Annotated in this window: 18 protein-coding genes; 8 read left to right on the top strand and 10 right to left on the bottom strand. The window is 36.3% G+C overall.

The window, feature by feature from the left end:
• Positions 1-19 precede the first annotated feature (19 nt).
• From D0S48_RS15885 to D0S48_RS15875, 3 genes are all read left to right on the top strand, one after another.
• Positions 20-871, top strand: a complete 852-nt coding sequence (locus D0S48_RS15885; RefSeq protein ID WP_151112636.1) for an SDR family NAD(P)-dependent oxidoreductase — start codon at positions 20-22, stop codon at positions 869-871.
• Positions 868-2,385 carry an AMP-binding protein gene (locus D0S48_RS15880; RefSeq protein ID WP_151112634.1) on the top strand — a complete coding sequence of 506 codons (1,518 nt, stop codon included), beginning with the start codon at positions 868-870 and terminating at the stop codon, positions 2,383-2,385. Before D0S48_RS15885 ends, D0S48_RS15880 begins: the two co-directional genes overlap by 4 nt.
• Before the next feature lie 160 nt (positions 2,386-2,545).
• A complete protein-coding gene (locus D0S48_RS15875) occupies positions 2,546-2,881 on the top strand; it encodes a thioredoxin family protein (RefSeq protein WP_151112632.1) in 336 nt (111 codons plus the stop codon).
• A 416-nt stretch (positions 2,882-3,297) separates the two neighbouring features.
• On the opposite strand, the gene D0S48_RS15870 is transcribed toward D0S48_RS15875, so the two are convergent.
• Positions 3,298-3,714 carry a DUF2512 family protein gene (locus tag D0S48_RS15870; RefSeq protein ID WP_144540708.1) on the bottom strand — a complete coding sequence of 139 codons (417 nt, stop codon included), beginning with the start codon at positions 3,712-3,714 and terminating at the stop codon, positions 3,298-3,300.
• Between the two features lie 163 nt (positions 3,715-3,877).
• Complete coding sequence (locus tag D0S48_RS15865; RefSeq protein WP_225321633.1) at positions 3,878-5,374, bottom strand: DHA2 family efflux MFS transporter permease subunit; 1,497 nt, start codon at positions 5,372-5,374, stop codon at positions 3,878-3,880.
• Between the two features lie 165 nt (positions 5,375-5,539).
• Between D0S48_RS15865 and D0S48_RS15860 the strand changes: the two genes are divergently transcribed.
• The gene (locus D0S48_RS15860; RefSeq protein ID WP_144540705.1) at positions 5,540-6,412 is read left to right on the top strand and encodes a TetR/AcrR family transcriptional regulator; all 873 of its coding nucleotides are present in this window, start codon (positions 5,540-5,542) and stop codon (positions 6,410-6,412) included.
• A gap of 177 nt (positions 6,413-6,589) precedes the next feature.
• Here D0S48_RS15860 and D0S48_RS15855 read toward each other — a convergent pair whose 3' ends face one another.
• The 4 genes from D0S48_RS15855 to D0S48_RS15840 all read right to left on the bottom strand — a co-directional run bounded on the left by D0S48_RS15855 (position 6,590) and on the right by D0S48_RS15840 (position 11,412).
• On the bottom strand, positions 6,590-8,806 hold the full coding sequence (locus D0S48_RS15855) for a YcdB/YcdC domain-containing protein (RefSeq protein ID WP_151112629.1): 2,217 nt from the start codon (positions 8,804-8,806) through the stop codon (positions 6,590-6,592).
• A 220-nt stretch (positions 8,807-9,026) separates the two neighbouring features.
• Positions 9,027-9,530: a lysozyme inhibitor LprI family protein gene (locus D0S48_RS15850; protein ID WP_144540700.1), complete on the bottom strand. Its 504-nt coding sequence runs from the start codon at positions 9,528-9,530 to the stop codon at positions 9,027-9,029.
• Positions 9,531-9,645: 115 nt separating this feature from the next.
• A complete protein-coding gene (locus tag D0S48_RS15845; protein ID WP_144540697.1) occupies positions 9,646-10,344 on the bottom strand; it encodes a hypothetical protein in 699 nt (232 codons plus the stop codon).
• A 36-nt stretch (positions 10,345-10,380) separates the two neighbouring features.
• Positions 10,381-11,412, bottom strand: a complete 1,032-nt coding sequence (locus D0S48_RS15840) for an alpha/beta fold hydrolase (RefSeq protein ID WP_144540694.1) — start codon at positions 11,410-11,412, stop codon at positions 10,381-10,383.
• Between the two features lie 415 nt (positions 11,413-11,827).
• Between D0S48_RS15840 and D0S48_RS15835 the strand changes: the two genes are divergently transcribed.
• The 4 genes from D0S48_RS15835 (at position 11,828) to D0S48_RS15820 (ending at position 17,053) form a co-directional block, all read left to right on the top strand.
• A complete protein-coding gene (locus tag D0S48_RS15835) occupies positions 11,828-12,754 on the top strand; it encodes a DUF1672 family protein (protein ID WP_151112627.1) in 927 nt (308 codons plus the stop codon).
• 14 nt (positions 12,755-12,768) lie between these two features.
• Positions 12,769-14,850, top strand: coding sequence for an SA1320 family protein (locus tag D0S48_RS15830; RefSeq protein WP_151112625.1), 2,082 nt, complete (start codon positions 12,769-12,771; stop codon positions 14,848-14,850).
• A gap of 192 nt (positions 14,851-15,042) precedes the next feature.
• Positions 15,043-15,633, top strand: coding sequence for a TetR/AcrR family transcriptional regulator (locus D0S48_RS15825; protein ID WP_151112623.1), 591 nt, complete (start codon positions 15,043-15,045; stop codon positions 15,631-15,633).
• A gap of 7 nt (positions 15,634-15,640) precedes the next feature.
• Positions 15,641-17,053: a DHA2 family efflux MFS transporter permease subunit gene (locus tag D0S48_RS15820; protein WP_151112622.1), complete on the top strand. Its 1,413-nt coding sequence runs from the start codon at positions 15,641-15,643 to the stop codon at positions 17,051-17,053.
• A 337-nt stretch (positions 17,054-17,390) separates the two neighbouring features.
• On the opposite strand, the gene xylF is transcribed toward D0S48_RS15820, so the two are convergent.
• Genes xylF through D0S48_RS15800 form a run of 4 tightly spaced genes read right to left on the bottom strand, consistent with a single transcriptional unit; the run spans position 17,391 to position 22,425 of the window.
• The gene (gene xylF / locus D0S48_RS15815; RefSeq protein WP_151112620.1) at positions 17,391-18,446 is read right to left on the bottom strand and encodes a D-xylose ABC transporter substrate-binding protein; all 1,056 of its coding nucleotides are present in this window, start codon (positions 18,444-18,446) and stop codon (positions 17,391-17,393) included.
• A gap of 16 nt (positions 18,447-18,462) precedes the next feature.
• Complete coding sequence (locus tag D0S48_RS15810; RefSeq protein WP_151112618.1) at positions 18,463-20,010, bottom strand: response regulator; 1,548 nt, start codon at positions 20,008-20,010, stop codon at positions 18,463-18,465.
• A complete protein-coding gene (locus D0S48_RS15805; RefSeq protein WP_151112616.1) occupies positions 19,985-21,448 on the bottom strand; it encodes a sensor histidine kinase in 1,464 nt (487 codons plus the stop codon). The genes D0S48_RS15810 and D0S48_RS15805 overlap by 26 nt, the downstream gene beginning before the upstream one ends.
• On the bottom strand, positions 21,445-22,425 hold the full coding sequence (locus D0S48_RS15800; RefSeq protein ID WP_151112615.1) for a substrate-binding domain-containing protein: 981 nt from the start codon (positions 22,423-22,425) through the stop codon (positions 21,445-21,447). The genes D0S48_RS15805 and D0S48_RS15800 overlap by 4 nt, the downstream gene beginning before the upstream one ends.
• Positions 22,426-22,512 lie beyond the last annotated feature (87 nt).

The following is a 22,512-nucleotide window of genomic DNA, read 5'->3' as shown; positions in this document are numbered from 1 at the left end:
AATAAAAAGGATTGTTTTAATGCATAGATACAACCACATAGAAAAATTGTTGTTTTGTTCAACTCTTTTGAATGAAAAAAAACTTCATAGGAAGCTTGAAGGTAAAACAATTCTTATCACTGGAGCCAGCTCGGGGATTGGAAAAGAGCTAGCGTTTGTTTTAAAAGATATAAACGCCCACCTCATTTTAGTAGCTAGACGCGAGGAACAACTATTATTAATAAAAGCAGAAATTGAACAATCCAATGCCAAAGTTAGTGTCTTTTCTGCCGATCTGAGAGAAATAGTAGAAATGGACAACCTGTTATACTTTTTACATCGACAACCTGATGGAATAGATATTATTGTGAGCAATGCTGGATTATCAATCAACCGATCCATTGAAAAATCCTTAGAACGTTATCATGATTTTACTCGAACAATGGCTATTAATTACTTTGCTCCGGTTCAATTACTCTTGTCTACAGTTCCTTTATTAGAAAAGAATAAGGGACAAATCATAAATGTATCTACCATTAATGCATTACTTCTTCCTATACCTTTTTGGGCAGCCTACCAGGCATCTAAATCTGCCTTTGATACATGGTTTCGCTCAGCTGCTCCAGAGTTAAACGGGAAAGGTATCTCGACTACCTCCATTTATCTTCCATTAGTGAAGACTCCAATGATCGAGCCTACTGCCGCTTACCGGAATACTCCTGCCATGAGTCCAGTTCATGTAGCGAATATTATTGCGAAATCCATGTATACCAAAAACAAAATCTATAAGCCATGGTGGCTATTCATTGGTCAGATTGGTTCGTTGATTGGTCGAAGAATTTTGGAAAAAATATTACCTAGGCTTTTACTGAAAAGAGGGTTGAACAAATGATTGGTTCCTTATTACAAGTATTATGGAAGATGGGCCTCCTCTCACCTCTTGGATTATTTAGTTTAATCTCTACTATTTATACAGAAGGTATTAACTTAATGGTTTTAGTGCGACTGGCGGAAAAAAAATATGGAAATAAAATCGCGTTAGTCAGTGACAAGGAAAGCTTTACTTATAGCCAACTAGCTAAGCAATGCGAAGTAGCTTCGATTTATTTAAAAAACAATTACCATATAGGCACTGAGCTACGAGTTGCCTTTCTCTGTAAGAATCATCACTATTTTGTGCAATCTATTTTTGCTGTTTCTCGCCTTGGAGCGAACATTTATTTACTTAATCCTGATATAAGTAAGAATCAGTTTAAACAATTGGTTGATGCCTATAATTTTGACTTATACATACACGATGAAGAAGCATTTTCACTCATAGACGAGCATCATCTATCCCATCAAGCTATTATTAGTAACTTTGCTAGCAATATTAATGAAAATATAAAAATGAGAGAAGTACCACTCAAAAAGTCCTCTAAAAGTAGTCTCGTCTTACTAACTGGAGGCACAACTGGTACACCTAAAGAAGCAATCCATAAACCTTCTATTCTTAATTACTTAAATCCGTTTTTAACCCTTTTAAAACGCTTGAAGTTAATGCAATACCAAACAGCTTATATAGCGACGCCACTATACCATGGTTATGGAATAGCTATATTGCTTACGTTTATTGCATTAGGGAAAAAAACGATAATTTCCGAGAACTTTCGAGCAGAAAAGGCAAGTAAAATTATTAGTGAGCATAAGGTCGAAGTAATCACAGTCGTTCCGCTTATGATTCATAAATTACTTCAGGTTTCTTCCAATGACTTAAGCTCTCTACAATGTATTGCTTCAGGTGGAGCCAAGCTAAATGCTAAGCTGATAGCTGAGGTTAACAACAAATTAGGGCAAGTATTGTACAACCTTTATGGAACGTCGGAGGCAGGGCTTAATATAATTGCTACTCCTCAGGATTTACAATACTCCTCTTACACTATCGGCCGATTGGTTAAAGGAGTGCGACTACAGACCATCCACAACGGGAAGCCGTTAAAGGAAGGACAGGTTGGTCAGTTTTGTATAAAAAATAAATGGTCTATGAAAAACAAAGGTGCGTCCTGGATAGAAACCGGAGATTTGGGCTATAGAGATTCGAATGGTTATTATTTCTTGTGTGGAAGAACAGACGATTTAGTTATCTCTGCTGGAGTCAATATTTATCCCATTGAAGTGGAACAAGTATTAATACTTCATCCCTCAGTAGAGGAAGTTGCTATTGTTGGCATACCTGACGAGCAGTACGGCCAAAGATTAGTAGCATATGTAGAATTAAAGAGCAGTACTGAGTATGTAACAAAGGACATCTTAATAGAATGGCTTAGCCTAAGGGTCTCTCGTCTTCAACTGCCAAAAGAAATAGTGTTCGTCGATCAATTACCATATACCGCTTTAGGTAAGCTAAATAAAAAACAGTTAGCTTGAAATAGTGGGTATTGAGCTGTAGGAATTGATGAAAGTAAAAGTGAGTCTTTTAACAGCTCTGTTGAAGAGCAAGGTTGATTTACGGAGAATGAGTTTTCCTGTAGATTTCTTTACTTTTGTCTAATGGGTGGCTAAACTATGCACAGAAAGGTGGAGCAAAATGAGAACTTTCGAGGAGTTGCACACAATTGAAGCTGTGGACAGTTTCATTTCCAGCAATCCATTATCCTTTATTTATATTTCGCATACAGACTGTAGTGTTTGTCATGCCCTTTTACCACAGGTCGGGAAACTAATGGAAAATTTTCCGGAAATACAGCTTGCACATATCAATTCCGCAGAAGTGGAAGAGATTGCAGAACGGTTCATTGTTTTTTCAGTCCCTGCGCTGCTTCTATTTATAGATGGGAAAGAATATTTACGGGAAGCGCGTATTGTCCATATGAGTCAATTCGAAGAGAGATTACAGAAGATTTATGAAGGTTATACAAATTAAAGGCTATTCTCGCATTCTGGGGGATAGCCCTTATTTTTAATTCCTGATAAAGTGGATTCTATTTTGTTGTAGGTTTTGGCTAGTAAGTTTTTAAAAGAACTTCAAATAATTTGCAGAGGAATAAACCAACTGTTGAGAGCTATTTACCTAAGGATTGCTCTTATTTACTACAATGTCTTCACTTTTTACGACAATCGTGCCGTATTTTACTACAATCCCAGCGGTTTTTACGACAATCCAGTTCCACTAGAAGTTTCCACTCACCTTTTACGACAATTCCTTCATTTTTTACGACAATCATGCCGTATTTTACTACAATCCAGAAGTTTTTTACTACAATCCTGTTTCACTAGAAGTCTTTTCTTACTTTATGTTAAAAAAATCCCTTTCGAATTTCTGAAAGGGATTTTTTAAGGTTATTTTTTATAATCTGCTTCTAAATCAGCTGTTGTTCGAGTGTTTTTAGAAACTACATTTCCATCCAAGTATTTATGGAAGAACCATTCGCCTGCACCGATAATAACCGCAGCGATAAATGAACCAAGTGCAATAGATCCGTTGGCATCTACTAGAGCAACTTGCATATACCAAATAGTTAGAAACGCAATAATAATATCTCCGCCTGTCGCTATCATATTACGGACATTCTGACTGGAGCGATTTGCCGCAAGACGGAATAATAGAAAGTCTCCTAAAATGTAAGCTAATACAGTTAATACTAAGCTAGTCCAAATAGAATCCATAAATGGAACATCAAAAATGAGCGTCAAAACCACAATAAGGACTACTGCAATCATGACAAATTTAATAAGAAGTGCTTTTAAGTGATTCATAGTATGTCCTCCTTTACTTTTGTTGTATTTTTCATGTACCCTATTTTTCTCTAGTTAAATCCTGTTTTTTATGGGCTAAGCGTACTTCCATTACCTAAATAGAACTTTGCACTTACATATAAAAAGCCTCCTTCTATATAGAAGGAGGCCAAAATTATATACTTTATTTTGTTGTTTCTACTTGATTTTCTTCTTCTAGCTTACGAAGTGCAGCAGGGCTTACATCTACTCGTTTTAAGAAGAAGGCTAATATTAATGCGATTATGTTCATAACCAATGCTACAAGGAAAGAATATTGAATACCTGCTAGGAGGGCTTGTTGACCTAATAATCCCATAGATTGCTCAGTAAGAGTAGCAGGGTCTACTTTAGACATCAGACTTTCCCCTTCTTTTGTAGTCACATAATTCATGATTGATACTAGAACTGCTGTACCTATAGAACCAGCAACCTGTTGAGCAGTGTTATTAACAGCTGTACCATGCGGGTTTAAGCGTGTTGGTAACTGATTCAAACCATTGGTCATGATAGGCATCATAACCATAGACATCCCAAGCATGCGAGTTGTATAAATAGAAATAATATATAAGTATGAAGAATCTATTTGTAACGTGGACAATTCATACGTCGAAATTGCTGTAATAACTAATCCGATTATCGCTAAAAGACGTGGTCCAAACCGATCAAATAATTTCCCTGTAATCGGAGACATGATTCCCATAATAATTGCTCCAGGTAGCATCATTAAACCTGAGTCAAGAGGTGAAATGCCACGTACATTTTGTACATACGCCGGTGTTAAAATCATACCTGAGAACATTGCTACCGAGTTAACAACAGCAATTATAGACGCTAAAGTAAACATCGGATATTTATATACACGCAAATCTAATAGTGGTTCGTCTAGCTTCAGCTGACGTACAACAAAAATTACTAAAGATACAGCTCCGACTATTAAGGTTGTTAATACAATTGGGTCATCCCAACCTGCTGAGCTTGCTGTGCTGACACCATATAATAAACCACCAAAACCAAATGTTGAAAGAATGACAGATGCAAAGTCAATGGTTGCAGTTTTATCCGTCTGCATTACATTTCCTAACTTCCATACAGCTAAGCCTAAACTAATGACTGCTAACGGCAGAATCATGATAAAAAGAACACGCCAGTCATAGTACTCTACTATAAACCCTGATAATGTAGGGCCAATCGCTGGTGCTGTAATCATAACTAATCCAAAAATCCCCATTGCAGCTCCACGTTTTTCACGTGGGAAGGCAACTAGCATAACATTCATCAATAATGGTCCCATTACGGACGAACCTGCAGCTTGAACCATACGACCAGTTAATAGCAGGCCAAAATTTGGTGCCAATGCTGCCATAGCAGTACCTAATGTGAATATCGCCATTGATGTAATAAACAACGTTCTATTTGAAAACCTTCTTATTAAAAATGCGGATGCTGGTATTAATACTCCACTCACTAGCATGTAACCCGTTGCTAACCATTGTACCGTGGAATAATCGACATCTAAATCCACCATAATGGAAGGCAACGCTACGTTTAAAAGCGAGTTATTTAAAAACGACACAAATGCTCCGACAAACAGTACGGCAAGCATTAAGTACGTAGATTTTCTATTTTCAATATTACTCATCTTTCGTCTTCCCCTATTCTATTTTTCTCTTTTTATTTCATTACTCGAATTATATTAAACCATTAGTCCATTTATTTCAATATATTTATACTCAAGGTTTAAAAACATTGAACTTTATGTTCACAAAATATATACTAAAGCCATCAGTATAGTAGTGGAGGACTTATGAATAAACGTAAAAGACATGTCGCAGATGTAGCCTTAATGCTTTTTGTGGAAAAAGGCATCCAACAAACATCTATACAAGATATTATAGATCGAGCAAATATTTCAAAAGGAACTTTTTATAATTACTTTACTTCTAAAAATGATTGTATAGCAGAAATACTTGAAGGATTACGTTATGATGCTAGCCAGCTTCGTATGCAAAGTCAGGTCGGGAAAAACGAAAAAGACCAACAAGTTTTAACCGAGCAGATTTATAGTATCATTCAGTTAAATGAAGAGCGGAACCTTCATGCACTCTTCGATGCCATTCTTAGTTCTAACGAAAAAGATTTAAAAAAATTGGTTTTACAGCATCGCATATTTGAATTAGAATGGTTAGCCATAAGATTTAAAGCTGTATTTGGAGAAGAAATTTCAGAACACGCCTTTGAATGCGCTATATTATTCCATGGTATGCTACAGCACATTATGTTTACGATACGCATAACTAACGCACCATTCTCACTCCATCGGATTGTAGAGGTTTTACTTGAATACATTGGCCTTATCATTCCCCATATGATTCAACATAATACTTCTTTAATCGATCAATCTACTTTCCATTTGATGCGAATGAATATAGATAGAAAACCGCTAGAAATAAACGAACTATTGGAGATGGCCAAGCATCTTAAAGCAACAGGGAACTTCACAATGGAACAAGAGGATCTCTATGAGGCCATTATTTTTGAGCTTAAACAGGAGCGTATACGTAAAAGCGTGCTTCAGTCACTGCTTAATCCTTTCTTAGTAACCTTTAATGGAACATCTATTAAGGGTCAAACTCAGACATTCATTAATGCCGTTTGGTTTTATTTAAAACTGAAATAATAAAGTAAACTCACCAAGAGAAAATCTTGGTGAGTTTTTGCACTGTCTTTTGATACAGTCTCGATTTCTACAAAACAGAAGAGCCTTCTATCAAATAGAGGGCTCTTCTTTAAACTTCTTTCCATTTGTACAACGTTTCTTTTCGTTATACAGCGTTCTTGACCGCTTTTTGAAAATTTAATAACCGAATCTATAGTCTCTGCCTTTTTTAGACATTTCATGTCCTAAACGGATAGTAGAAACTGCTAGGTCTGCATAGGTTACTTGCTTAGTAGGGTTGAATTCATTTTTCTCTGCCTTTACTAATCCCAAAGAGTCTGCCAACACAACATAGCCTGCGTTCTCGGCTTTAATCTTTTTACTATCTGTATAATCATTTTTGAATATTTTAGATTGTTTTGCAGCTTCCTCTAAGCCTAGAGCACGGATGTACCATACTGATAGCTCCTCTTTAGTAATCGGACTATCCACATCAAAGGTAGACTTGTCTGCTGTGAGTACTCCTAGCTCTACCGCTCTTTCTATTGCCTGATAAGATGTATGCTTAGAATCTACATTAGTAAAGGTTTGTTTGACGTTTTCTGAATCTCCTCCAGGAAAACCAGAATACATATACGTCAAGGAATTCATCATTATTTTGATGGCTTCCCCCTTCGATACAGTTGCATCTCCATTAAAGGTTTTTGCATCCTTAACCGTTAATACTTTTGCTTGTATTAAATAATTTAATTCATCTGCTGCGGTTTTATGAGAGACTTCTGGCAACACTTCTCTATTATATTGATTGAACCATTTACCTGTGTTTGCCTCTAATACTTGATAATCTTCTTCATTAAACTGTGGAGAATATATTAAGTTATAATGATTATTTTCTTTCTTCTGATATTCTTTCATGTAACTCGTTTTTAATGAAACAGACTTCTTGAAAATCTCTTCTGCTTCTTTTTCAGAAATCACTTTGTCCTTTGATGGCCACTCGTCAATCTGTGGTCTATTAATACTTATACCGCCTAAAGTGCCATCGTTTTCTAAATGCACATTTATTTGATCTCCTGAAACAAGTACTCCGTCTACAATTCGAGGGAATGAAAAGTAATAGAGACCCCTAGGATCTTCATAAAATGAATCGGTCGGAAGTGCATATTGGTGAAGATTAGAAGGTAAATATTCCTTAGCATATTGCACTGCCTTAGCTAGTGCTTCTTCATAGGAAATAGCTTTGTCATCTTTTTTCTCTTCTAAATATTCAGTTATTTCACGTTTCATACTATGAAACTGAACTAGCTCTCCTGTTTTCTTATCAAATTCTATATTAGATCCAGAACCGCTACCGTTTGAGTAGTTATACATATATTGAACACTGATTACATCTTGTCCATTGTAATTCTTCGTCTCTTCTACAGATTGAATAGATAGCTTTACCTTACTTGAATCTACCTTTAGTAGATTCTCTGCCGTTTTTTTGGCTTCTTCCTTCGTGATACCATTTTGCTTTGCAGGCAATGCCTTTTCTACAATCATTTCATATCCCTTTTTAGCAGGGTGCTCGGCTAAAAATTCATAGCTATTAAACCATTCACCAGTTGTTGCATTTAAACTAAGCACATCTGGCGTATAAACTAATTTTACATCATATTTATTAATTTCATCCGATGCAGTAATTTGATATTGTAGTTTAGCTGTTACATTATCTTTTATTTTTGCTAGTGCTTCTTTTGAATCATTCAATTTTTTCACATCTTCAAACGTTGAAGATTTACTTGTATTAAAACGATTAAATTCTACAATCTCTCCGCTACCTAAAATAGTTACGTTTACATTCTGATCTTGAATAGCAATTCCATCCTGGACTCGATTAAATGAAAAAGAATAACGAATAGGTCTAGTTAGAAGTTGAGGAGAATAATAAAAATCATTCATCCCTTCTGTTAGCTGGTAGCTTCCGTCCTTGATATACTTTTGTACAAAGTCATTGGCAATTTTTTTAGCTTCATCCTTGGATACCTTTGCAGGAAATAAAGCATCAGCGGTAGTCACCGGCTCATAGTGAAAAGATTCTATCTCAAAATTGTCTCCAGAAAACCCAATACTACCGTAGATTTCCTTACCTTTTACTTGCTTATTAAAAGACATATCATATCTTGTTTTGTTTTCATACGGATTTTCATAGGAATGCATATAAAATTCACTAGCCTTTACAGAGTCAAATATCCCTGGAAAACTCGCTTTAAATTTCTTTAGCAGGTCCTCCTTAGATACCGTTACATCCACTGCTGCAACCTGAGTCATCACATTATATGGTTGTGCCCCTCCTGTACCAGCAGCACTTACAGCAGATGAAAACATTCCAATCGATAAAGCCGAAGCCGTTAATATAATACCTATCTTCTTCAAAAATAGTCCCCCTTTTACGGTAATAATTATATTGTAAAGTAAATTTTGGAAATTAGAAACTAAAATTTACCTAATTTTAAAATTATTTAATAAATTTTTAAGAGTTAGATATTATTTGATTATTTTTATTAGCCGTTCTGATTCTGTCTCATCTAAATACTGTGATTTCAAAAATTCTTTAAACGAAAAAAACGCCACTCACTCGGAGGGGCGTTTTCACTTATTTCATATAATTATTTACTAATTCATAGCATCTTTCTTTAGTAAGATCAGCTAAAGCACTCGAATACAGGAACGGCTCAAGTGTTCCACCCTCTGCTTCCTTGGATTTTTCTTCTGCGATTTTATCACGCTGCTTAATCCAATCGCGTTGTTCTATTTTTAAATCCTCCATTTCACTTTCAGACAGTTGCTCTTTAAGTACACCATAAATTTCATTTAGAGCTTCGTCCCACCTTTTGAATGTTTCTGATTTAGCTTGATTCATATCCGTTTGTGTTCCAGACTCATATACCTTGTCGAATTCCTTTAAACTAACTTCAATCTCATTTAATTTATTTAAATAAGTTTCTTTTGTTCCTGAAGGGTCACTAGCTGTTTCTTCAGTATCCTCAGACACTTCTTGAGCTGGTGCAACGTTAGTTTCATTTATATCCTTTTCCGAACTAGAACTGCATCCTACGATCCAAACAAATGGTAGCAGTAACATTAGTATTTTCTTCAATTATATCCCTCCTTCTTCCACTTCTACCCATTAGACGTAACGATAAGCAGGAAAGTTTTATTTTTTCTGTTTTTTATAAAAAATCATTCAAATCTCCTAATGCAGATGCAGGAACCTACTTTTCATAATAATAGATCTTAGTAAATTCATAGGCCTTGCCTTTATCCTCACACCATTGCACAAAGCCGACTGTACCTTCACTTGAAAACGAAATCCAATCACTCATCAAATTACTATAATAAGATACAAGTTGGTAAATATTTATTTTGTATTCTTCCTTTTCTACTTTCTTGCTTAGCTGTTCTATTTTTTTCAGTAGTAATCTATCTTCTTGTATATCACCTAAGTATAGGTCCTCTGAAATATGGTGAAAAGAATACCAAAGAGAATCTATATAAATATCTATTAGCTTTAGTATTACTAATTGTTCCTTATCGCCACCTAATTTTAAGGCTTTATCTAAATAGGTTGTCCGCTTATCGATATTCAGAAATAGACCATACCATCTGTACATTCTTGGGTCTTCAGGATTTAAATCCATCCATTTCTCCATTAAAGGTTTCAATAATCTCTCTTCTAATGGGTGAATAAGTACCTGATGTACATCTTCTGATACTTCAATTACTTCAAAAATCCAGCATGCAAATTGTTGTTGTTTTTTTATATCCCATTCTAATGCTTGCTGAAGAAAAAGATTTAATGACTTTAACGATTGTTTACGTAGACCTTTTTCCTTGTATAGGCAAAACTCTATAAACAACGGATAATCATTTAAATTTTCACTGTTAATAATATTGGTTAAAGCCCTTTCCATTTGTTCACCTTCCTTAAAACTTGGTTTAAAATATATTTATTGTGTAAAAGTGGTGGACATCCACTCATAAAATTTTTCCTTTTCCTCGAATTGTGGATAATGAGCTGATTTCTCAAAGGTAATAAATTCTTTCTGTTCTGCATTTAAAGTATCCAAGTATTTTTTGGCTGTACTATAAGTAGTATGATAATCGTGCTTTCCCATTACAAAATAAACTGGTAATTCAAGCTTTGTAACTATATTAGGTAACGGCTTTTTTAACAAATCAGGTAACATCATTTTCTGTGAGTAGGAAATTCCATAGTTATAACGAATCACGTCCAATAAATTATATTCCTTGCTAAGAAAATTATTTAAGCTATTACCGTCTGGATTTTCGATAAGTCTAGAAGTCCCACCATATTTCATTACATAATTTCTTGGAGTAACTGTGTCACCATTTTTAATATCTTCATCTAACCCCTGTAAATATGTAACATCCTCCATATTCCCTTCCTTTTCAGCTTGATCAATACAGAAGGCTAAGCTCTCTAGCTCACTTTCAATAGTATCACTCATTTGCCCTATACCAATATATGCCTCATATTTTTCAGGTGATTGATATGCAGCTTGGGTAGCAATATAGGTACCTGCCGAATGACCAATTAATATGATCTTTTCTTTATTAAGTCTCTTCGAAATATAATCGGACATAGCTAACAGATCCTCTACTAGTAAATCTGTTGAAAGATTAGAATAGTCCTCTGTAAAATGATATGATTTTCCACTTGCTCTTTGATCATATTGAACAACTGTAAAATCTTGTTCTAGCAAGTCTTGGTATTGAGAAGCGTACGGTATTTCTGAACTTCCTGGTCCCCCATGCACAAAAAGGATAACAGGGTTATCGGTATTATTGCCACGAATCAATACTTCATGGTTACTTCCATTAACCTCCACTTGCTCTAAAACACTAATACTGTTTTCCCCTTCAATAGACGCTGTCCATGTCGGAGAAAAAAGGGCTCCTATTAGGACTACTACAATTGATACTAAAATACATATGATTAATTTCTTTGTCTTTTTCACGCGACCATTCCCCTATTCTTGTACTCTTTTATTCTCTTTCTAATTGCCCTATCTTTCCTTTTTTGTTAGATCTCATAATAAGTATAACAATTTAGTAAAATTTTCTAGTACATCTTCGGAACGAAATTATAGTACATCTTAGGGATGAGATTTTTCTTATCTAAAATAAATAGTGTACGATTGCGAAAAATTGATTCACTCATTACTCTCCCTTCATGAATTTGGTGTTAACACATCCAAGGATGAACTTCTCCCCTTTAAAACAAAAGTCCTTATTACACAAAATCCCTATACAACCTTTCACCTGTTTTCTTAAAATTCAAACAAAATATCAAGCTTTTATTTTCTTATCTCGTAAGGTTTGATTACAATAAATAAAAACCGACGGATTTAGCTCTAAAGCGGGAGGATTAATATGAAGAAAAGCAAAATGGCCTTAGCAATTGTTAGCACAACACTTTTATTAGGAGGTTGCAACGTGGATGTAGAGAATACAAAGGAAACCAAAATACTTGGAAATGGTGATATTGCTTTAGATAGTGAGAGCTTTGTTAGCGTTCAAGATTACAAAGGTGACGAATACACCTTACAAAATGGAGAAAAAACGGACAAAATCGCGGAGGAGAATCGTGATTCGATTGAACAAGCGGTAAAGGAGTTCTTTCTAAACAAGTATAAAACAGAGGTAAAAATCCATAACATCGTGGGAGCTGTGGACGGTGCCTCTGTATTCGTAGAATCTGTTGGAGAGCCTCATTTCTACACTTTTGCCATTGTACCTATTGATGTGGAAAAGGAAAAAGTAGAATCAGACAAAGTGTGGTCTCAAGAGGGACAGATAGAAGATGCAATTTCTACTGGTCTTTATGCAATGATTAATGATCAGGAATTTTCTAACCTTGATAAATACTTAAATGAAATAACTGTAAAAAATCCTGTAGTAGGAGTTCGTATGGAGGCAGTGGAAAGAGTAGGTGCTAATGGATTTGCAACTCCCTATTATTACACAAGTGCCTCAGGCGAATACTTTACAGAGCTTTATAACAAATATATAGAAGACACAACAATTAGCAAGGAAGAATTAAAAAGCTCATTTGAAAAGTATAATTTCGATTCTAATCTAATGCTCATCACTATTACTTTATATATGAAAGAATCCGATACCGACCCAGATGAAGCACTTTATGACCAAATTGTTTCAGATATCGAGCAAATGGAAGGAATACCCCAAGGCTCTTACTCGGTAATTTTACACGATAACTTGATTAACGCAGAGTATGCTGACGGATCAAAAAAAAGCTCGATAAACAAGACTAAATTAAATGAGATTATGAAAGAATAGGAGTGGAAATCTCGATGACTACTATTAATCCTGTTTCTAACGTCCAGACAAATGATCAAGATTTAGTAGAATTAGCTGGTTCTCATGCTTATCGAAATTATCCAGAAGGTAGAATTATAACAGTTAACGATAAAGTATTCAGAGTAGTGGATACCCAATACGGGATGTCTTCAGGTCTTGATGCACTTACCGTCCAAAACAATGAAACAAAGGAATTGACTGTAGTTTTTGTTGGTAGCGCAGACAACAAGGATTGGATTGATACAAATGCAAAGCTACTAGCGGATACTCCTCCCGCTCAATTAGAGGATGCTCAAAAGTATTTTGATTGGGTAAATACTAGTCTTGGAAACGTAGATTCAGTAACAGGTAATTCTCTAGGTGGTGGACTTACTAACTCTGTTGCAATTAATAACCCTCAGGTTAAAGCTGTAACATTGAACCCTGCAATCCTTCCTGCTGGTTTAGTGGATCCTACGATGATGTATGAGAATATCACCAATTATTACAGCCGCTTCGACTTTCTTACGAGCACAGAAGAAGCTATTGGAATGGGCAATAGAATACCAGGGAAAAAATATAACATTAACAATGGGGTTCCCCTGCTTTCACAGATTGTATCGAATCATACAGGCTACGTTACCCCTGATAAAGACGGGAACTTTGTTGTTGAAGTTGGTATAAAGGGACAGCCCGGACATGGATATATCCACATTGGTGCTGACGATCATATTGTAACAAGTATTTGGACAGGAAATCCTATTTATGGAGGCTATACTGAAAAAATTGAGATTAACCAAGAAAATATGATTTTACTCTCCAACGGAATAAGAGACCAAGTAAAAGGTCGAATAACAAATGTCAAAGAGTATATAGGTAACTCGGTAAGTATTGTTGAGGATGAGAGTGCTAAATTCAGTCAGCGTGTAACTACCCTCCAAGAAATCTTTCAACAAATGCTTGAAGAAATAGCCGGAGACCCCGTTTTTAAGGGCATTGCAGAGACAGGGGCCTTTATCAAGGCAGCCATAGATGATCTAATAGATCTTCTTAATACAGCAGAGGATCGTTGTAGAATATTAAACAGCATTTTAAACTCTAAACCGGCTGAAATCATTGAGTTTATTACCTCAACTGACATAAGTGTAGAAACACTCTTCGCTCCAGCAAGAGATTATTTAAATCAGCTTAAGCTAGACGTAGATAATCTAGTGACGAGTGCACACAATATTATGTATAAGGATATACCTGAATTATTTAGAGGAGGAACAGACAATTTTGTCGATGCAGTCGTCGGGGAGCTGGATGCGCACTATAACATCTTAAAAATAAATAAAGAAGAAGTATACAATCAATTAACTGAGTACGAAACTCAGGTTAATGACATTGCCAATTCCTTTATTAACCGTGATGTCAGCCTAGCAGATGCTATACACATGGGATCTTCACCTGGAGATCGTGTAGATGCAGTTCAAAAAACAGAGATTAAGACGATTCAGGAATCCTCTTATTTAGTAGTAGGAATGAAAATTAAGGAAGTTCAAGTCCAATTGGCCCATAATACGATAGTTACTTTAGGAACAACAATATTAAGTCCCATCCTTTCCATCCTAGAAGTTATTGCACTTCTAATAGAAGCTGCATTAACTGCAATTATCCTCGCTGTAAAGGCTGCTCAAAATATCGGTCTGTACGGAAATCCCATCGGTTTGCTGATGAGTTTGTTTACAGATTATGAACATAGAGTAAAAAGTGCTGTAGCTAGTGCCCTCGAGCCTCTTATAGAAATGGAGGTCTTAATGGAAAGTTTGCGCATTGGATTCAATAGGATGAATGTAAACCTACCGGAAATGCTAGACAATTTTAAGCCCTATCTGGATACTGCCATTTTTGAACCAGCTAAATTTGAAAATGTAAAATTGTACAATGTCGCTGCCTTAGCTATATTAGAGGAGATGGAGCTATTATTTAACGAAATAATTTACCAGCTAGCCGATGAAAAAGCTAATGCAATCGAAGAAACGTTAGAGGTCTCGAAGAATGTATTAGGTAATCTACAAATATTAAAGGAACAAGTAGATCGCGGAACATTGTAAAATACAGAGTGGAACTCCAGTGCAGCGTTGCTACATTAGAGTTCTTTTATTTTTGCCCATGCATTGATTTTTTTAATGGATTTAAGCTAAAGCTTGAGCTTTCAAGCTTGCTTTGTGCTTAATCACTCTTTATACTAGACTTTGTGCTAAAAACAAACCGACCGTTCTGTTTTGTGGAAAGGAGTAATTGATATGTCCGTTGGGCAGGAAACTAAACAGCATATAATTCAGACTGCTGGTCATCTATTTCGATGGTATGGTTTTGAGGCAGTTAGTATTGCTACAATCATTAAGGAATGTAATACAACAAAGGGTGCCCTTTATCATCATTTTCCTAATGGCAAAGAAGAACTATTATTAGCAGCTATTCAATATACAGGAAAAATTATGCTACAGGATACAAGGAATTTGTTGAGTGAATCCGCAGATCCTATAAAGATATTATCAAGCCATTTAAATCATATTGCTTCACAAGTTGAGTTGAACCGCGAAATAGATGGTGTCCCCATTGGTAATATTGCTGGTGAAATGGCGATTAAAAACAAAGAGATACGCCTAGCCTGTGATCAGGTTTTTAAAAGCTGGCAACAACTGATAAAAGATAAATTTATTGACTGTGGGATGCAAGAGGAAGATGCAAGTAATCTTGCAATCACATTAAATGCACTATTTGAAGGTGGTATATTATTAAGCATCACAAGTGCTTCTGGTGATCCGCTCAGAGCAATCGCCAAGCAAATTCCTTATTTAGTAGCACCAAAAAGTAATTTATTAAGAGAGTAGGATTTTCATGTCACAACCAATCAAAAAAACACCAATACTAGCAGCATTTCTAATCGCTGGTTTTGTTGGACTATTTAGTGAAACAGCACTAAACATGGCATTAGGCCAATTAGTCATTGAGCTCGGCGTTGAACATACAACTATTCAATGGCTGACTACTGGCTATTTATTAACACTTGGTATTCTAGTCCCAATTTCCGGATTACTGATTCAAAAATTCACCACTCGTCAGCTATTCCTGACTTCCTTGATATTTTCTATAATAGGAACTATTATAGCAGGACTTGCACCGACCTTTGCGTTTTTATTGATGGCTCGTATAGTTCAAGCTATTGGTACTGCGATTTTATTACCATTGATGTTCAATACGGTTTTATTAATTTTTCCAATTGAAAAACGTGGATCAGCAATGGGTGTCATGGGACTTGTTATCATGTTCGCACCTGCGATTTCCCCTACCGTTTCTGGAATTATTTTAGAATACTTAACTTGGCACTGGATTTTCTGGACTACACTTCCATTCCTTGTATTTGCATTGATTTTCGGCTACTTCTATATGCAAAATGTCAATGAGCTTACCCATCCGAAGATTGATGTTCTATCTGTTATCTTCTCTAGTATTGGTTTTGGAGGCATTGTGTATGGCTTTAGTGTAGCTGGCGATAAAGGCTGGAGCAGTTCGATTGTAATTATTGCTCTAGCTGCAGGAGTAATTGGTCTTGCCTTATTCGCTTGGCGTCAAAACAACATGGAAAAACCAATGATCAATTTAAAGGTTCTAAAATATCCAATGTTTACATTAGGCTTAATCGCCGTATTTATAGCCTTTATGTGTATTCTTTCAACTATGATTTTACTTCCACTTTACTTACAAACTGGATTGGCTTTAGCAACATTTGCCGCTGGTCTAGTCTTGTTACCAGGTGGAATTATTAACGGTATTTTCTCTCCAATTGTCGGACGCCTGTTTGACAATTACGGTGCAAAGGTACTTGTAATGCCTGGCTTCATCTTAATCGGGATTGCGTTCGTATTCTTTATGCAAATTGACCAGCAGACATCTCAGCTAACGATTATCGTGCTACATAGTGTAATGATGATTGGTGTATCGCTTGTTATGGCTCCTGCTCAAACAAATGGCTTAAATCAATTGCCTCGTCATCTATATCCAGATGGCACCGCATTAATGAATACTCTTCAGCAAGTATCCGGTGCAATCGGGACTGCAGTGGCGATTACCATTATGTCCTCTGCCCAAGCTTCCTTTGTGACAGAGCAAGGTGCATCAGCTTCATCAGTAGACGCGTTTATTTATGGGGTACAAACATCCTTTAAATACGCTATTGCTCTAGCAGTAATTGGAATTATCCTATCTTTCTTTATTAAAGGAAAGCAACAAACAGCTAAACAAAGTAATTAGTATTTTTGCTTCATTATAAAACACCCTCCAGTTGATTGGAGGGTGTTTTAATTTATAAGGACATCAAAAGTCGAGTCCTCTTAAAATGCTTTGATGACAATTAAATCAAATAAAATGCTTAGGTTAATATAAGAATAAGTTTTAAAGCTTTATACTTTAAATGACACAGTAGGTTAAATAGATAAAAACAATTATTACAGGAACATTCCATTGTTGTGTGGAATACATATAGACTGAATTACTCTGAGCGTTTTCTTAGTGTAATTTATATTGCTAAATTAGTCAGAAGTGGGTTGTTAATCAAACACATTGCCTTTTATTAAGGGGGCTACTCTTTCTACTCTTGATAAACTTCCTCTTCTGAATGAAAACCATCTGTAATAACTGTGGTATTAAGATTGGATTTATTTACTGGAATTGGTGTTAATAACACCGAAGGAACTTCAATTTTTCCGTTTTTAACTTTCTGCCCCGCATTAATATTTTCACCTTTAGCCATGGATACAGCCAGTTTCGCAACCTCCTCTGAGAGCATGTGAATAGGTTTGTATACAGTCATAGTTTGCGTCCCTTTAACTATTCTCTGTACCCCTGCTAAATCCGCATCCTGGCCTGCGACTGGTATTTGTCCAGCGAGCCCTTTGGCCTCAAGTGCTTCTATTACCCCACCAGCAGTAGCATCATTTGCTGCAATTACTGCATCAATCTGTAGATTTGTTGTACGAAGTGCTTCTTCCATATTCGCATTTGCATTTACTGGTGTCCAATCCTTCGTCCATTGGTCATAAATAATGTTGATATCTCCATTCTCTATATATGGACGAAGTACTTTAAATACTCCCTTTTTCAGAAGATGCGCATTGTTATCCGTGATTGCTCCCCCTATAATCACATAGTTCCCTTTTGGTACAAGCTCTGTAATAGCCTTTGCCTGCATTTCTCCCACTTGTTCATTATCGAAGGAAACATACAAATCGAGATCAGAGTTTTTCACAAGTCTGTCATATGCAATCACCTGTATACCTGCAAGATGAGCCTTATGGACAATGGCCGCGGTTGCCTCGGCGTTATGCGGAACAATTACTAATACATCGACACCGCTTTGAATAAGTCGCTCTGCTTGAGATATTTGAAGTGCATCATCTCCATTTGCTGCAAATATTTCTACCTCGGCACCCAAAGCCTCCACAGCCTCCTTGAATAAATCTCGATCCTTTAGCCATCGTTCTTCCAATAAGGTATCCATAGAAAACCCTATTCGTATCGGCTCCTCTTCTTTTGGAGAAGGGGGTCCTTTCTCTGGTTTAATACTTTCCCTTTCAGTATCAGGGGAACAAGCAACTAACAGCAGAATGATACCCAAAAGCCAAATAGGTTTAGCCCTTTGTTTCATCCTTTTCCCCCTCTCATTAAAATTCTATTTTCTTACTTAACATGGTTTTTCTATATTCCTTTGGAGAGATTCCACACATCTTTTTGAATACCTTGCTGAAATAATTAGGATCATGGTAGCCAATTTCAAACGTAATTTCCTTTAAGCTTCGTTCTGAATTATTGAGGAGCTTTTTAGCCTTTCCAATTCGACACTCCGTTAGAAAATCAATATAGTTAATACCTAGCTTCTCCTTGAACATTTTACTAATATAGATTGGGCTTAAGTCGACTTTTTGCGCCAGTATATCTAAGGATATGTCCTTATGGGAATTATCATATATAAACTGTTTGATTTGTTGAATTTTATCAACTTCCATCCGTTCAAAATAGCTCTTATAAACAGTTTGCATACGATCAAGCAAACGTGTAGTTTCCAATCGCAACTGACGATACTCAAGTGCTTGAAGTGGGAAAACAGGTACCTCTGAGTCAATTCCTAATTCATTCATGACTCTATGTGCAATCCACAATAACTCCAATACTCTTTGTTGAGTGTAGATAAGTGCATTTCCTTTTTTTTCATGCTGTTGAATCATATCCAATACAAATAAGCGAATCGACTCCCAATCCCCTAGTCTTAATTGTTCGAAATACAGCTGCTCCCGTTGTCTGATGACCTGATAGTCTGTTTCAACAGTAATAGCCTGAACTTCAGAATAAAACCGATACTTTACAACCAAAGTGGGATCCATCGTAGCAATAAGAGCCTCTTGGTAGGATTGCCTAATTTCCGAGAGTTCCCCATATACTTGACCAATTCCAATAAACCAATCCATACCGATGTTTTCTTTATTTAAGGATAAAATCTCTTTTGAAAATGCTATTGCCTGTGCACGAAATGTTTGATCAGGGTTTCTAAACACAATAATTGGTAATTGCCTTCCATATAAGGCACCAACCCAAGCATTGGTTGTTTGACGAACTTTCTGCTTGATGTCCACATACAAATGCTCTGCACCTTCCGGTAAGAGTATAACAACTACAAATTTTTCTTGTGTAGAAGGGGTATCTAACATTTCCACTAGTAAGTCTATATGCACTTCGTGAACATGATCAAATAATAGCTGTGTTACAATATCTGTCTCTGCTAAAGTCAATGTTTTTTGCCACATTTCATTTGCTAGACGGCTGCTAGCCTCCGCTTCTTTTTCTACTCTACATTCCTCTAATACTTTACCTACAGTAGAGACTATTTCGGTTACTTTACTAGGTTTGAGTAAGTAATCTTTCACTCCAAGCTTAATAGCTTTCCTTGCATAATCAAACATATCGAATGCAGTTACCATCACAAACTTGGTAGATGAATTCGTTTCTTTTATTTTTTCTATGGCTTCTAGCCCATTCATGCCTGGCATCATAATATCCATTAACACTAAATCTGGACGAATACTATCTGCAAGTTCGATTGCCTGCTTCCCGTTTTTAGCCTGATAAAAGGAGTACTCTGGAAAAGATTTTTGAAGTATAGCCTGCATTCCTTCACGTTCTATCGGTTCATCATCGACGATCAGAAGTTTCATCATCATTTTCCTCCCATGCTATTGGAATTTGTATGATTACCTTTGTCCCTTGACCTTCTATACTATGAATAGTGATAGTGCTTTTATCTCCGTAAAACAAAGACAGCCTTTTTACAACATTTTGAAAGCCCATTCCTGTTGAATGCCCCTCGCTAGGCACAATATCTCCCTTAAGTAATTCTTCAATTTGTTTCGTTGTCATCCCCTTGCCACTGTCTTCTATCTCTATAATCACGAATGATTCCACTTTAAGAATTCTAAACCAAATTGTGCCTCCATCTATCTCAGGCTCAATAGCGTGAATAACTGCATTTTCGATAATTGGCTGAAGTGTTAGACCTGGAATTTTTATATGTAAGCACGTCTCATCAATGTGAGATATAAATCGTAATCGATCGATAAAGCGAGCCTTTTGAATCTCCATGTATTGATTGAGAACTATAACCTCCTCAAATAATGTTACCGTTCCATCCCCTCGCTTGAGGTTATAGCGAAGTAATCCTGCGACACTTACAAGTAGGTCACTCGTTTCCTCTGCCCCGTCCAAATAAGCTTTTTTAGAAAGGGTATTTAAAGTGTTAAACAGGAAATGAGGGTTTATTTGACTTTGTAAAGTCTTTAATTGGCTCTCCTTTAGTAGAAGTCTGCTTTGTTGTAGCTCATGCTCCAGTTGTGCCTTTTGTTGAATTTCTTGTATTAAATCATTAATATTGATTCGCATTTCATCAAATGTTTTGGCTAGAAATGCTATTTCATCATTAGATTTCACTTCTATCTGCTGGTTGAATCTCCCCTGTGCTAATTCATTGGCCGCTTTTGTAAGCTGATGAACTGGTTTAGTAATGCTCAATGAAAACCAATAAGTCGCCAGTAGTAGCACACAGGTAATCAATAGCAGCAAATAAATTCCAAGCTTTTTTAACTCTTCGGATTGGTTAATGATTGCCCGATAAAATTCGTTATATGTCTTCAGTTCACGATCCAAAATAGTCAATGTCATTTCTGATATGTACATAGAAATACGATTAGCTTCATTGAATTCCTTGGTGGAGTCTTCTATATCTCGTTCCTGTATGAGCATAATAGAACGCTCCGTAGTCTCTACTAAACTATCAATTAAATGAATATAATTCGTTAACGAAAATGAATTCTCCACGTTTCTAAGCTCTGCAACATCCTCTTGAACCTCTTTTATATCTACTATACTTTTCTCCAGCTGTTGCTTATGTGCTTCTGTAGGATTTAGTAAATAATTGTTTAGATTAGTTATTATTTTTTGACTAGCTGTAGTTACTTCATTCATCCTTAAGTATCGCTGTAATACATCATTTGTTTGCTCTTGTGTTCTTTGGTTGTAATACGTGAGCATTAACCAAATGATACCCATTATAACGAGGACTACTGAAACGAGCATCCAAATCTTTTTATGAATCGTAGTCATTGCTTCGTACCATCCAATTCAGCCATTCTTATTTCAGTTAAATAACCATCAGAGTCAAGGGGAACAGTTTCATTAGTTAACCATTTCATGAGTCTTTTCACGCTTTCCTTACCCATTCTCTCCGGCTGTTGCTCCAACACACCATCTAGTTGCCCCTGCTCTAGTAAAGTTTTGGATTCAATTCCATCATCAAATGTATAAATATGATATGGCTCTACCCTTGTACGTCTCCCAATTTCCTGTATCATAGGTCCAGCATAATTTGCATTGATTGCTATAAAAGCTTGTGCCTGTGGAGTTTCGTTCATAAGTTGCTGAGTTGTAGCCATCACCTGTTCCTTAGTATCCTCGGTCCCTCTTACGGTCACCTGAATTCCCTCATAGTGTTTAAGCACTTCTTGAATTCCTTGCAAGCGTTCCTTCTGATAATGTGCTAGTTTCTTATCTCCTAGAATGATTATATCTCCAGTTGTACCCATTGTACTGACTAATCGTTGTGCGACCATTCTTCCTGCTTCGAGCTGATTTGAACCGATATAGGTCTTTCTTAAACTTTCCTCGACCGGGACATCGTTAGCGACTGTAATGACTGGAATACCGTAGAATGCAGCCTTCACTTTGGTCAATTCTTTAAATTCTTCATTATCTAGTCCCTGAACAATTATTCCGCTAACCTTTGAATGAAGGGCTATCTCCACTCTTTTCAAAAAATCTTCCTCGTTATTACCATAGCTTCCCCAGACCTCTAATTGAACATTTTCTAATTTTGCTTGTTCTGCTGCACCTTGCCCGACTTTATTCCAAAAAGGGGTGTCCAGTTCCTGAGTTATAAGTACAAGGCGAATGGTATCCTCATTAGAGGGAATGGTTTTGGGCATTTCGCTAGTAGTACGGAGCGCATGGGTTGCCGTGGAAAAGGTCAAATAACTAAAGATCAAAATAAGTGCTCCAAGTATGAAAACTACTTTTTTCCCCATTCCCTTCTCTCCTTGCATCTCGCTTTTTCTACTATATTATCATTTGTCCATTAATTGACAATAAGCTATATAAAACGGAAGTTCATT

The organism is Psychrobacillus sp. AK 1817 (assembly GCF_008807035.1).
Lineage (GTDB): Bacteria > Bacillota > Bacilli > Bacillales_A > Planococcaceae > Psychrobacillus > Psychrobacillus faecigallinarum.
The sequence above is the reverse complement of the archived record's forward strand: the minus strand, read 5'-3'. Positions and strand labels throughout refer to the sequence as shown.